Source organism: Sorangium sp. So ce406, assembly GCF_051474675.1.
GTDB classification, from domain to species: domain Bacteria; phylum Myxococcota_A; class Polyangia; order Polyangiales; family Polyangiaceae; genus Sorangium; species Sorangium cellulosum_G.
The window spans coordinates 4534809-4547768 of the sequence record NZ_CP150340.1 but is presented as its reverse complement, the minus strand read 5'-3'; the positions used below and the strand labels follow the sequence as shown (position 1 = coordinate 4547768).

Genomic DNA, 12960 nt, shown 5'->3' with positions numbered 1-12960 from the left:
CGAGCTTACTCGAAACGAGGTTCACCCCCCATCGGCGTCCAGGGGCCTCTCCACCGCGTCTGGCCGAGGGCCTCGCGCTGCGTCGTGGTGAGCCGATCGAGCCTGGCGACGATGGCGTAGGTGCCGGGCGCGGTGCGCCGGAGGGCGACAGGATCGGTGACGTCCGGGTGCCGTTCGGCGTCCTGCAGGGCGCTGGCGATGCGATCCCGGGGCCAGCCCAGCGCAGCGGCCAGCTGGTGCACGGTGAGCGGCGCGCCCGCGTGCACGAGCGCGGCAAGCACCGTCAGCGCGTCGCCGAGGGCGGCGTCGATCGGGCCGCCGGCCATGTCGTCGCTGAGGCGGGCGAAGAATCGGCCCATGTGGCCCAGCCGCGCTCCGGCGGGCGTGGTGGCCCCGAGGATCTCGGCTCCCTGCCGGGACGTGTCCGCCCACATCGCGTGCGCGTGCGCGCTCGTCCTCCACGACCGCTCCCAGACGTCGTCGTCGATGACGTAGCGCTCGCCCCGCCGGGGGCCGCGCTCGCGCCGGACCACCTGCAGCCCTTCCAGATAACCGATGGCCTTGGACACCGACGCAGGGCTGACCCGCAAATGCTCGACCAGCTCGGCGGCGGTCAGGACGCCGGCGTCGGTGGTGTACAGGGACGCGAGCACCCGGGCCGCCATCCGGGGAAGCCCGGTCTGGACCATCAGCGCCGCGAACTGCTCGACGAAGCCGCGCACCGCCTCGGGGTCGCGCCCGTCGGCACCGGCGGCGACCGGTAGCTCCGGGGGCCGGCCCTGTCTGCGGCGACGGGCGCGCCACCCGGTGGCCTGGTGGGCGTGGTCCGCCCGGTAGCCTTCGGGCCCGCCGTTGCGCGCGACTTCCCGGCTGATGGTCGACGTCGGCCTGCCCAGCCGCCTGGCGATCTCGGCGTACGTGAGCCCTTCGGCCAGCGCTGACGCGATGTGCCGGCGGTCCTGGTCGCTCAGCCTCCCTCCCGGCATCTCGCCCGCCTCCTGTGAGTCGATGGTCCAGTCGAGTGTGCGTTCGCGATCAGCACGGCGCAACGACCGATCGCCTGTTCGTTGCATTCATCGGCAACGCCATTGCAATGGCAGACAGGAGTCCACGAATTCGCCGGACAGAGGCGAAGATCGATTGACGCTCTGTTGACGACACCTGAAACACACCGTAGCTTTCGTGACCGTTCGAAGCGCCACGGCGGAGAGCCGCGTGACGGGCCCGGGGCCTCTCGCGGCGCAGCGCCGCGAGAGGCCCTGATGCGGGTCGGGTGACGTTCATGGGGCTTGCCATCAACCATCAGACGCCTACGGACGTGAGCAGTCGATCACTGGCGCCAGACCTGGCCCGCGGCTTCGTGCTGCTGCTGATCGCCGTGGCGCACGCGCCGGCGTTCGTCCGTCGCTGGGATCTCGGCTCGGCCGCGCTCAACACCATCGCCGCGCTCATCCGATCGCTCTTCGCCGAGAACCAGGCCCGCGCCCTGTTCGTGCTCCTCTTCGGCTACGGGCTGGGGCAGCTCGCCCGGCGGCAGCAGGCGCGAGGCAGCGACTGGGCATCGACCCGGACCCTGCTGCGGCGCCGGAGCCTCTGGCTGATCGTCATCGGCTTCGCGCACGCGGTCCTGCTCGTGCCGTTCGACATCATCGCGGTCTACGGGCTGACGTCGCTCGTGCTCACGCCGCTGGTCCAGGCCCGGGACTCGGTCCTGTGGAGGATCAGCGTCCTGACGCTCGTCCCCGCGACACTCCTGCTCTCATGGCAGAGCGTGACAGCACAGACCGCCGCCGCGATGGGCACGCCCATGACCCTGGCGCAGGACATGGCGCCCGACTATGGTGCCCACGTCCTTGCCGGACTTCCGTACTGGCCGCTGAAGACGGCCGTCTCCACCCTCGTGGTCGCGCCCGGCGTGCTGCTGGGCATCTGGGCCGCCAGGCGCCGGATCCTCGATGAGCCGGAGCGCCATGCGCCGCTTCTGTCGCGCGCCACCGCGCTCTTCATGACCGTGTCGGTCGTCGGCAGGCTTCCCATGGCCCTGTTGGTGACCGGCGCGTGGACGACATCGATGACCTGGACCGTGGCCGGCGCGCACGCCCTGACCGGATACGCCGGCGGTATCGGCATGGCCGCCGCCGCCGGGCTCGTCGCGATCAGGATCGGACGCGACCATGGGCGGCTCACCACGGCCCTCGCCGCGCTGGGACAGCGGTCGTTGACGTTCTACCTGTTCCAGTCGGCGGTGTGGGTGGCGCTGTTCTACCCCTTCACCCTCGACCTGCGGGATCACATGGGCTTCGCCGCCAGCTGCGCGGTCGCCATCGCCATCTGGGTCGCCTCGATCCTGCTGGCCGACGGGATGCGGCGCGCCGGCTATCGCGGCCCGGCAGAGGTGATGGTGCGACGGCTGTCCTACGGCCGCACCGAGCTTGTAAGCGCGCCTTCGGGTCCCCGGCGCTGACCCGCCACGGCCGCACGGCGTCGGCGAAGTGCCCTTCCGCCCGCGCGCGCACGCGCTAGGATTCACCCCCCATGCGAAAATTGTACCTGCTCAGACCGCTGACAGCGGCCCTGGCCTTGATATCGCTTCACGCAGCCGGCTGCTCCGACACGCCCTCCCAGGGCGATCCCTTGACGGGTGACCCGTCCGGCCCCGGCGGCTCCGGCCCCGGCGGCGGCTCCGGCCCCGGCGGCGCCTGCGAGCCGTCCGGCGGCGGGCCGCACTGGCTCCTCGAGGGGGAGACCGTGACGTTCCCCGTGGCGTGCTCGACGGGACTCGCGCTCCCCGGCGACGCCTTCGAGGTCGTCGATCTCCCCGAGGGCGCCGCCTACGATCCGGTCGCGCGCGAGGTGACGTTCTCGCCCGGGCTCGATCAGGCCGCTGTCTACGATGTCGAGATCCGCGTCGCGCAGACCTCCGAGGTCGGGCGCGTCAAGATCGGCGTCGCCGACGACTGGGCCGATCCGTCGAACGTGCCCGTCGTCGATCCGGCCAGCTACCCCGAGGAGTACGGCCTCCCGGTGCTCTTCCTCTCGCCGGGGCCCGAAGCCAAGGAGTACGCCCCGGCCACGGTCGTCTACCGAGGTCACACGTACCAGGCCGAGGCGGAGCTCCGCGGCGAGAGCTCGCTCTCTTACCCGAAGCAGAGCTACACCCTGAAGTTCCCCAAGAACGACAAGTTCAACGAGCCCGACGAGGCCGGCGGGTTCACCGATCGTCGCAAGGTCGTGCTCGCCAGCACGTTCGACGACAACTCCTATGTCCGGCAGCGCCTCGCCTACGACCTCTGGAACCGCCTGGATCCGGAGCACATCCAGATCAAGACCTACAGCGCCGTGCTGTACATCGACGGGGAGTACCGCGGCCTCTACACCGTCGTCGATCACGTGGACGGGTACCTGATGGAGGACCACGGGTATCCGCAGGACGGCAACCTCTACAAGGCGGTCAGCCACGACGCGAACTTCGCGCTCACGCCCTACAGGGGCGAGGGCGAACCCAAGGAGACGCTGCACGACGGCTTCGAGAAGAAGGAGGGCGAGCCGCCCGAGGGCGAGCCGGGGGCGTTCGCGGACCTGGAAGAGCTCGTGGACTTCGTGGCCACGTCCGACCCGGAGACGTTCGTCGCCGAGATCGACGCGCGGATCGATCGGCGCGACTACGAGGACTGGTGGATCTTCGCCACGTTCATCGTGGCCGACGACTCGGCCGGGAAGAACAGCTACCATTACCACGACCCCGCGCCCGGCAACGTCTTCCGCTACGCGCCCTGGGACTTCAACGCGAGCTTCGGCCAGGCGTGGGAGACGTCGCGCGAGTCGGCCTCCGAGCTCGTCGACTACGTCAGCATGAACCACCTCTTCGAGCGCTTCCTGGAGGAGCCCTCGATCGGCGACCCGCTGCGCGCCCGCTACAACGACGTCCTGCACGGCGTGTTCGCCGACGCCGAGGTGCAGGCGCTCGTGGACGGCTACGTCCAGCGCATCGACGCGAGCGCGCGCCGCGACGAGGCGCGGTGGGGCGAGGCGTACCGGAGCTACGAGGGCTGGAGCACGCGCACCGACTTCACGACCTACGAGGAGGAGATCGCCTACCTCAAGGCGTGGATCTCGGAGCGCTGGCAGCACCAGGACGAGCTCTACTGAGGCGGCGCCGGGCGCGACCCGCCAGATCCCATCACGCTTCGCTCATTCACGCTCTCCGTCCCTCCGGAACGTAGGTCTCCGCAGTGCGGGGAGTCACGCTCGCCGCTGACGGCCGTGCGCGAACTCACCTCTATTCTGCAGACCGGTTGACATCGACAGCGGTCTTCCGTCTCTTGCCGCCGCTCGGCGCGCGAGGCCGTCGTGCCCTTTCGGGTCACGTCGCCCCGGCGCGGTGGGCTCAACGTGCGCGAGGGTTCGGAGATCTGCTCGATGCGTCATGTCCTTCAGCGGCTTGCCTTGATTGCCTGCCCGGTCTTCGCGTCGCTCGCCGGGTGTGGGGCCGACCCCGCCGGCCCCACGGAGACGGCGGCGAGCGTCGACGGGGACCACGGCGGTCGACCCGGGGGGGCACCGGGCCCGGAAGGCGACGCCGTGGCCTGCGCCCCGCTCGCCGCCCGGCTCCAGGCGGCGCTCGACGCCGCGGTCGACGCGCAGGGGCTCCCCGGCGCTGCCGCGGCCGTGGACGTCGGAGGCTGCTCGTTCCGGGGCGCGGCGGGGGTCGCGAACATCGAGCCGAGGACGCCGATGAAGCCAGGAGATCTCTTCCGCGCGGGGAGCATCACCAAGACGTTCGTCTCGACGCTGGTCCTGATGCTCCGCGCCGAGGGCGCGCTCTCGCTCGACGACGCCGTATCGGCGCACGTGGCGGGCGTCCCCCGCGGCGAGCAGATCACGATCCGGCAGCTTTTGAATCATACCAGCGGCCTGTTCAACTACACGGACACCGACGCGTTCCTGAGCGCCGTAGAGGCCGACCCGACCCGCGCGTGGACGCCCGAGGAGCTCATCGCCTTCTCCGCCGCAGAGCCGCCGTATTTCGAGCCGGGCCGGGGCTTCGCGTACTCCAACACGAACTACATCGTCGCTGGCTGCCTCGTCGAGGCGGTCTCCGGACAGCCTGTCGTGGAGCTGCTGCGCGCGCGCATCCTCGAGCCCGCCGGCCTCGCCAGCACGTACCTCGACGGCGCCGAGCCCGCGGTGCCCGGGCTCGTGCGCGGCTACGGGTCGTACGGCGGCGAGCTCGTCGACACGACGTCCGCGGTGGACCCGTCGTCCGCGTGGACCTCGGGTGGCCTGGTGTCGAACACGGAGGACCTCACCACCTTCTTCGTCCGGCTCCTCGACGGCGGGCTGCTCGGCCCGGCCGAGCTCGCGGAGATGACCACCTGGGTCGGCGCCCTGCCGGCGGACGCGCGGGGTTACGGGCTCGGGCTCGCCCGACGCGCATCGCCGGTCGGCGCGACCTGCGGCCATGGCGGCAGCATGTGGGGCTTCGTGTCCGCGTCGTACTGTGCTGTCGAGCGCGACGCCGCCATCACCGTGCTCGTCAACCACGAGGAGGGCGACGTCGAGAGGATCGTCGATGATCTGTTGCGCGTCCTGCGGGCGCCTTGAGGCGATCGCCGCGCTCGACGGGGATCCGACCTTTCACCAGGAGATCCGCGCGAGTCCGCCCGGCCAGGTTCGCCTCGTCGTCGCTTTCTTGGGTTCACCGTACAAATCCCCGAGGAATTCCCTAATTTGGCAGCCCTTTTCAGCGGAGAAATTCAACAGGGAGGCGGGGAGGCGGGGAGTATTTTGAAGATTTTCCTCCCCGCCTCCCCGCCTCCCTGTGAATTTTCCGAAGAATTCGAGGGGATTCCTCAGTACAACTCCTGCACACCGAGGCGCGATCACCGATAGCACCTGCCGCCGAATCGGCGATGTCGGGACTCACCGTGGGGTTGTGACTGCGTCGCTGTCACCCCATGTTCCTACCGGATCGGCGTACCGCTTGCATCGCGAGGCTCCACGGCCCCCTCGTTGGGAGCCGACCTTGGAAGGAGTCGACGATGAAGTTTGTGGAGCTGATCATAACCCTGGGAGCATGCGCCGTGGCGCTCGGTGGCGCGCAGTTCACCGCTGCCGCCGCCACCAGGCCCGTGGAGGATCTCGCGCTGGTCGAGGAGGCGCCGGTGCCGCCCTCGGCCGAGTTGATGAGTGATCGCCAATCGCATCACGGCCATCACGGTCACCACGGCCATCACGGCCATCACGGTCACCATGGCCATCACGGTCACCATGGTCACGGCCATCACGGTCACCACGGTCACCACGGTCACCACGGCCATCGCGGCCACTGGTTCCACGGACGATCGTTCTCCGCAGCGGCTCCGTACGGGGCGCTGCCGACGCCTGTCGTGCTCCTGGCCGAGCACCGCTGACGCTCGTCCCGCGGACCGGCGACGCAGGATGAGGGACCCGGGCGACCGGCTCTGTCCTTCATCCTCGTCGCCGGCGCTCGCCGGCCGGCGCGCGACCGTCAGAAGCCGGTGTGAGAGGGGGAACGATGGGGAGAGAGGCGATTGTCCGGTGGCGAGCGCTCGTGGTCCTGGCCGCAGCCGCGGGGCACCTCGGCCTGGTGGTCGTCCTGGGAGCGTTCCCGATCGACCTGGGCTGCGGGGGTTGGCTGGCGGACGCGCTGGCCTCGTACGGCACGCTCTCCGGCGCCGACAGCGGATATTCCTTCTTCGCTCCCGCCGTCGCCTCGCCCCCCTCGGCGACGTTCGAGATCGTGGACGCGACGGGGGCGGTGACCACCGATCACCTCAAGCCCGGGACGAGCTCCGAGGCGGACCTGCGCGCCGGGAACATCGTCGGGAGGTTCTGGCTTCAAGACGATCAGGCGCTGAAGCGCTCGATCGCCGCGTCCTGGGCCGGGAAGATGTTCGCCAGGCACCCCGGCGCCGTCAGCGTGGTCGTGCGCGTGGAGGAATGCGAGGTCGCCCCGATGCACGCGTACCGTCAGGGAGACGGGTTCAGGTGTCACTGGCATTACCAGGCGAAGTTCGTTCCGCAGGCGACGGCGCGCGCCGCGAAGCAGGCAGTCCGGGAGGCGCCATGAGCGGGCACGCCGCGCTTCGCCTCGGGGGTCGGGCGGCGCTGGAGCGCGCATGGCAGGCGATCGATCGCTTCGCGTTCGCGCCCGCGTCGGCCGTGCCGCTCGCGGCGCTGCGGATCGGGCTCGCGTCGGTGCTGCTTCTCCAGGCCGCGATGGTCGCTCCGGTGTTCCTCGACCTGTACGGGCGGTCTGGCTTCCTCCAGGGGCCGCTCAGCGACATGATGGCCCGGAGTCACCTTCTCCGCGTCGGCTGGCTCATCGACGGCCTCGCCCCGCTGGGCATCGGCGAGGCAGCCCTCCTCAGGGGCACCGGCGCGCTCTACGCGCTCGCCCTCGTCGCGCTCCTGCTCGGGTGGCGGGCGAGGGCCGCGGCCGCGCTGGCCTGGCTCACCCACCTGATCCTGATGATGGCGGCGGAGAGCACGAGCTACGGCGCGGACAGCTACGCCCACATCTTCCTCTTCTACCTCGTGTGGATGCCCTCGGGAGCCGCGCTGTCGCTGGACCGCTGGCTCGATCGCGCGCCCGTCGACCCGCCGGCGACGACGCGGCTGTCGCTGCGCGTCGTCCAGGTGCACCTCTGCATCTCCTACCTCGCGAGCGGCCTCCACAAGGCGTCCGGCGAGCAGTGGTGGAACGGCGAGGCGATCTGGCGCTCGGTCATGCTGCCCGAGTATCGCCAGGTCGATTTCTCCTGGCTCGCACACGACCCCTGGATCCCGACGATCGCCGGCTGGCTCGTGATCCTCGTCGAGGCCGGCTACGCGCTCTTCATCTGGCCGCGGCGCAGCCGCCGGATCTGGGTGGCGGCCACGGTGGCGCTGCACGTCGGCATCGCGATCTTCATGGGGCTCGTCGTGTTCGGCGCCCTCATGGCGGTGCTCACGCTCGCGGCCTTCGGGGTGAGCGCGGAGCCGCGCGGATCGGTGGCGCTGGGCGCGCATCCGTGAGAGGGTCACCGCCCTGCGCCGCAGCGGAGCGGCGCGCGACCTGAGGCCATGAAATCGAAGAGCGTCCTTGTCATCGGGCTCGGCCGGTTCGGCACGTCCATCGTGGAGACCCTCTGGAAGAACCGGGCCGAGGTGATCGCGGTCGACAACAACCCCGAGGCCGTCGACGCGGTGAAGGACAAGACCTCGGCCGCGTTCGTCGGCGACGCCACCGTCCACAAGGTGCTCGAGGGGATCGGCGCGCAGTACGTGGAGACCGCGATCGTGACCTTCGGCGAGCACTTCGAGCCGTCGGTGCTCTGCGTGGCCTCCCTCGTCCGCATGGGCGTGCGCGAGGTCATCGCCCGCGCCGCCACCGACCGCCAGGCCGACATCCTGCGCGCCGTCGGCGCGACCCGCGTCATCCAGATCGAGACCGAGATGGGCCGCCGCGTCGGCGCCGACATCACCACGCCGCTCGCCCAGGACCTGCTCGACCTCGCCAGCCACTACCGCGTGGTCCCCTGGAGCGCCCACGGGCCGCTCGTCGGACAGACGCTCGCGGGCTCGAAGATCCGCCAGCGCTACCGGATCAACGTGCTCGGCGTGCGGCCGCACACGAGCAAGCTGCCCGCCGACAAGCCGCGCCTCGAGGCGCCCACGCCGGACTACGTGATCCGCGACGGCGACACGCTGCTGCTCGTGGGCGACAGCGACGACGTGAGCCGCTTCGTGGCCGAGGTCGGGGGCTGATCACCGACGCTGGACGACCGGAGATCGCCGCACCGGCGGCGCGGCAAGGCCGCACACATCACCGCAGACGTGCGCCCGTGAAGCGCGACCGCGAAGCGCGGTACGCTGGAACCGCACGCCGAACGAAGCACGCTCCGGCCTCGCGACGCATCTTCTCGCCTCGCGCCGGTCATGCGAGAGGGGCGGCGCATGCCTTCCACAGCGCCCTCTGCGATGCGCCTCCTCGTCTCCGAAGCGCTGCTGCTCGCGGTCGCCCTCGCCGGCAGCGCGGCGCGCGCGCAGCCCGCCGGCGCGCCTCCGGCGGAGCCTCCGCCCGCGGACGGGGACCCGGGCGGCGCCTCGGTCCCCCGCGGCGGCGCGGGCGCCGTCGTCGTCCCCGAGCCGGGCACGCCCCAGCCGCCGCCCGCCGCCGCCTCCGAGCCGAAGCTCGTCACGTACGCTCCGCCCGCGTATCCCGAGGAGGCCCAGCGCGCCGGCGTCGAGGGGAGCGTCATCCTCAAGCTCGACATCGACCGGACCGGGCGCGTGACCAAGGCCGAGGTCGCGACGCCGGGCGGACACGGGTTCGACGAGGCCGCGCTCGCCGCCGCGCCCGGCCTCGTGTTCGAGCCGGCGCGGCGCCCGGACGGCACGCCGGCGCCGTCCCGGATCCTCTACCGCTACGCGTTCACGCTCACGCCGAAGCCCGCCGAAGCGGCCGCGCCAGCGCCCCCGGCCGACGTCGAGACCGTGGTCGGGACGGTCATGGCCGCGGGCACCGGCGAGCCGCTCCCGGACGTCGCGGTCAGCCTCCTGCGCCCCGACGGCGGCCGCGACGAGGCGAAGACCGACCAGCAGGGCAAGTTCCGCTTCAAGAACCTCCCGCCCGGCAAGTACCGCGTCGAGGTCGCCGCCGTGGGGTTCGCGCCGTTCGCGGCCGACGAGGAGATCGCGGCCGGCGAGGCGATCGAGGTGCGCTACCGCATCTCGCTCGCAACGCCGAAGGACGGCAAGGCGCCGGCGGGCCTCGAGGTGACCGTCGAGGGGGAGCGCCCGCCGCGCGAGGTGACCCGGAGGACGCTCGAGCGCCGCGAGATCGACCGCATCCCCGGCACCGGCGGCGACGCGCTGCGATCGCTCCAGAGCCTCCCCGGCGTCGCGCGCAGCGGCTTCGGGCTGCTCATCGTGCGCGGGTCCGCGCCCCAGGACACGCTCACGTTCATCGACCGCACCCCGGTGCCGATCATCTACCACTTCGGCGGTCTCTCCTCGGTCGTCCCGACCGAGATGCTCGAGAAGATCGACTTCTACCCGGGCAACTTCAGCGCCGTGTACGGCCGCGCCATGGGCGGCATCGTCGACGTCGGGCTCCGCTCGCCGAAGCAGGACGGCAAGTACCACGGCGTCGTCCAGCTCGACCTCATCGACGGCCGCGTGCTCCTTGAGGGGCCCGTCCCGTTCCTGAAGGACTGGACGTTCATCGCCGCAGGCCGGCGGAGCTGGGTCGACGCGTGGCTCGGGCCGGTGCTCAAGGAGGCGGGCTCCAGCGTCACGCAGGCGCCCGTCTATTACGACTACCAGTTCGTCCTCGAGGGCCGCCCCTCGCCGGCCGAGCGCGTGCGCGCGAGCTTCTACGGATCGGACGACGGCTTCGAGATCACGCTGGACAACCCGCCCGAGGACGAGCCGGCGCTGACGGGCGACTTCGGGTTCCACACGGCGTTCCAGCGCTTGCAGTTCAGCTACGAGAACCGCCTGGGGAGCCGCGATCGGCTCCTCTGGTCGCTCGCCCTCGGCCGCGACGTCGTCGACTTCGAGGCAACTCCCCTCACCTTCAACATCACGTCGACGTCGCTCGACCTCCGGCTGGAGCTGTCGCACCGGTTCGCGCGGTACCTCACGATGAACGTCGGGGCCGATCTCTCCGGCGGCATCGCCACGGTCAACGTGCGCGCGCCGGCGCGGTCGCCGGCCGGCCACCCGTCGAACCAGCCGTTCTCGCTGGCCCCGTTCCAGGACCAGTCGTTCGACGGCGCGTACTCCCGGCCGGCCGCCTACGCCGAGTTCGAGGTCGTCCCCTCGCCGCGCGCGCGGCTCGTCCCCGGGGTGCGGCTCGACTACGCGCTCGACACGCGCACGTTCGACGTGAGCCCGAGGATCAACGGGCGCTACGACGTGCGGAGCGACTTCCCGCGGACGACGGTCAAGGGCGGCGTGGGCCTCTACCACCAGGCGCCCCAGTTCCAGGAGGCCATCGAGCCGTTCGGCACCGCGGGGCTCAAGTCGAACCGCGCTGTCCATTACGGCCTCGGGGTGGAGCAGGAGATCACGAAGCAGATCAACGTGACGGTCGAGGGGTTCTACAAGGCGCTCGATCGGCTGGTGGTCTTCTCTCCCGAGAAGGAAGGCTACGCCAACGACGGCACCGGCTACGCCGTCGGCGGCGAGGTGCTCCTGAAGTACAAGCCCGACGAGCGCTTCTTCGGCTGGGCGGCCTACACGCTCTCCCGGTCGATGCGCACCGACGGCCCCGGCGAGGAGGAGCACCCCATGCCGTTCGACCAGCCCCATGTCCTGACCGTGCTCGGGAGCCTGCGGCTCGGCCGCGGCTGGGAGCTCGGCGCGCGCTTCCGCCTCGTGTCGGGCAACCTGCAGACGCCCTATGTCTGCGATCCGGAGGAGAAGGGGTGCAATCCGAACCGGGTCAACGCGGTCTACCACGCCTCCTCGGCGCGCTACTCGCCGTTCCCGCTCGGGGGCGAGTACAGCGAGCGGATGCCGCTCTTTCATCAGCTCGACATCCGCGCCGACAAGACGTGGCGGTTCAAGACGTGGCAGCTCGGGCTCTACCTCGACGTGCAGAACGTCTACAACCACGCTGCCGCGGAGGGCATCAGCTACAACTTCAATTACTCGAATCGGGAGTACGTGACGGGGCTCCCCTTCCTGCCCACGCTCGGGCTGCGAGGAGACTTCTGATGAAACGGACCGCACTGCCCGCGCGCCGCGCGCTGCTCGCCGCGCTCGCGACCCTGGCCCTGGGCGCCCCCTGCTGCGCGGGGGCCAACTTCGCGCCCTCGTCCGAGGTGGAGGGGCTCCGCGTCCTCGCTGTGACGGCGGACAGGCCCTACGCGGCGACGCCGGTCGGCGAGGGCGTGACGTTCGAGATGACCTACGCCGACGCGCCGGGCGAGGGCGCGGGCCCGCGGCCGGTCGAGATCACGTGGCTCGGCGGCTGCGTGAACCCGCCCATCGGGATCGACGAGCACATCGGGTGCCTGCCGCAGCTCCTCGGCGCGGCGGCGGCGTTCGCCGCCGGCGGCGCGGCGGACACCGGCGAGAACGAGGAGACGGAAGGCGCGGCGAGGCTCTTCGATCGGGACGACATGAAGGCGGAGGAGAGCGGCGAGCCTGGCAAGTCCAGGTTCAAGATGCTGCTGCCCGACGACATCTTCGAGGGCGCGCGGCCCACCGAGACAGGGAGCGTCGAGGCGAGCGCCTACGTGTTCTTCACCGTGTGCGCCGGCACGACGCGCGTGGCGTCATCGCCGCTCGAGGCCGGGTTTCCGCTGGAGTGCGTCGGCGAGGACGGGGCGGTGCTCGGCGCGGACAGCTTCGTCGTGGGCTACACGCAGGTCTATGTGTTCGCGGACCGGCGCCGCAACGAGAACCCGCCGATCACGGACCTCACGGTGAAGCGCGGGGACACCGAGCTCGAGAAGGACGAGGACGGTTTGCCCGTCGTGCAGCGGTGCGCTCGGCCGGACGAGTCCGGGCAGGCCCAGGGCTGCAGCCCGCCGGGCACGGGGGCCGACGAGTGCACGGCCTACGACATCGACGCGGTCGTGGGGGACGTCGCCGAGGTGGACGTCGAGACTGCCGGGCTCGGCGGGCCGCCCGTGCGCGAGGCGATCTGGGTCGACTACTACACCGACGGGGGCGGGTTCGACGGCGCCAGGCGGCTCGTGAGCGACACGACGCGAGGGTTCATCGCGGACCACGGCACGACGTGGACGCCGCCCGCGGAGGCGGGGGTCGTGTCGCTGTGGGCGGTGGTCCACGACACGCGGGGCGGATCGAGCGTCTTCCGGCGCCAGGTGCGGGTGGCGGAGTAGCGCGGGCGTCGCGGCGCCGGCGGCCGGGCGGGCTCCGTGGGAGCGCGGGCCGGCGCCGCGCGGGGAGCGCTTGTGCCGGGGCGCGCGCTCCCGT

Annotated in this window: 10 protein-coding genes; 9 read left to right on the top strand and 1 reads right to left on the bottom strand. The window is 71.4% G+C overall.

The features are described 5' to 3' along the window. Positions 1–5: 5 nt before the first annotated feature. The gene (locus WME96_RS16535) at positions 6–986 is read right to left on the bottom strand and encodes a MarR family transcriptional regulator (RefSeq protein ID WP_437291075.1); all 981 of its coding nucleotides are present in this window, start codon (positions 984–986) and stop codon (positions 6–8) included. Positions 987–1282: 296 nt separating this feature from the next. Here WME96_RS16535 and WME96_RS16530 point away from each other — a divergent pair, with 296 nt between their 5' ends. The 9 genes from WME96_RS16530 (at position 1283) to WME96_RS16490 (ending at position 12866) form a co-directional block, all read left to right on the top strand. Next, positions 1283–2464: a DUF418 domain-containing protein gene (locus WME96_RS16530; protein WP_437292323.1), complete on the top strand. Its 1182-nt coding sequence runs from the start codon at positions 1283–1285 to the stop codon at positions 2462–2464. 170 nt (positions 2465–2634) lie between these two features. Continuing rightward, positions 2635–4149, top strand: coding sequence for a CotH kinase family protein (locus tag WME96_RS16525; protein ID WP_437291074.1), 1515 nt, complete (start codon positions 2635–2637; stop codon positions 4147–4149). A 270-nt stretch (positions 4150–4419) separates the two neighbouring features. Continuing rightward, complete coding sequence (locus tag WME96_RS16520) at positions 4420–5604, top strand: serine hydrolase domain-containing protein (protein WP_437291073.1); 1185 nt, start codon at positions 4420–4422, stop codon at positions 5602–5604. Between the two features lie 437 nt (positions 5605–6041). Next, positions 6042–6413 (top strand): hypothetical protein, encoded by a 372-nt coding sequence (locus WME96_RS16515; RefSeq protein WP_437291072.1) that lies wholly within the window; start codon positions 6042–6044, stop codon positions 6411–6413. Positions 6414–6538: 125 nt separating this feature from the next. Beyond that, positions 6539–7093, top strand: coding sequence for a hypothetical protein (locus WME96_RS16510; protein WP_437291071.1), 555 nt, complete (start codon positions 6539–6541; stop codon positions 7091–7093). Next, a complete protein-coding gene (locus WME96_RS16505) occupies positions 7090–8040 on the top strand; it encodes an HTTM domain-containing protein (RefSeq protein ID WP_437291070.1) in 951 nt (316 codons plus the stop codon). The genes WME96_RS16510 and WME96_RS16505 overlap by 4 nt, the downstream gene beginning before the upstream one ends. A gap of 48 nt (positions 8041–8088) precedes the next feature. Next, positions 8089–8772, top strand: coding sequence for a potassium channel family protein (locus tag WME96_RS16500; protein WP_061616550.1), 684 nt, complete (start codon positions 8089–8091; stop codon positions 8770–8772). 189 nt (positions 8773–8961) lie between these two features. Next, positions 8962–11730 carry a TonB-dependent receptor domain-containing protein gene (locus WME96_RS16495; protein WP_437291069.1) on the top strand — a complete coding sequence of 923 codons (2769 nt, stop codon included), beginning with the start codon at positions 8962–8964 and terminating at the stop codon, positions 11728–11730. Beyond that, positions 11730–12866, top strand: coding sequence for a hypothetical protein (locus tag WME96_RS16490; RefSeq protein WP_437291068.1), 1137 nt, complete (start codon positions 11730–11732; stop codon positions 12864–12866). The genes WME96_RS16495 and WME96_RS16490 overlap by 1 nt, the downstream gene beginning before the upstream one ends. Positions 12867–12960: the final 94 nt, after the last annotated feature.

Bases quoted from the DNA above. Each gene is read 5' to 3' on its own strand.
- WME96_RS16535 (WP_437291075.1), bottom strand. From the start codon at position 986: ATGCCGGGAGGGAGGCTGAGCGACCAGGACCGCCGGCACATCGCGTCA.
- WME96_RS16530 (WP_437292323.1), top strand. From the start codon at position 1,283: ATGGGGCTTGCCATCAACCATCAGACGCCTACGGACGTGAGCAGTCGA.
- WME96_RS16520 (WP_437291073.1), top strand. From the start codon at position 4,420: ATGCGTCATGTCCTTCAGCGGCTTGCCTTGATTGCCTGCCCGGTCTTC.
- WME96_RS16515 (WP_437291072.1), top strand. From the start codon at position 6,042: ATGAAGTTTGTGGAGCTGATCATAACCCTGGGAGCATGCGCCGTGGCG.
- WME96_RS16510 (WP_437291071.1), top strand. From the start codon at position 6,539: ATGGGGAGAGAGGCGATTGTCCGGTGGCGAGCGCTCGTGGTCCTGGCC.
- WME96_RS16505 (WP_437291070.1), top strand. From the start codon at position 7,090: ATGAGCGGGCACGCCGCGCTTCGCCTCGGGGGTCGGGCGGCGCTGGAG.
- WME96_RS16500 (WP_061616550.1), top strand. From the start codon at position 8,089: ATGAAATCGAAGAGCGTCCTTGTCATCGGGCTCGGCCGGTTCGGCACG.
- WME96_RS16495 (WP_437291069.1), top strand. From the start codon at position 8,962: ATGCCTTCCACAGCGCCCTCTGCGATGCGCCTCCTCGTCTCCGAAGCG.
- WME96_RS16490 (WP_437291068.1), top strand. From the start codon at position 11,730: ATGAAACGGACCGCACTGCCCGCGCGCCGCGCGCTGCTCGCCGCGCTC.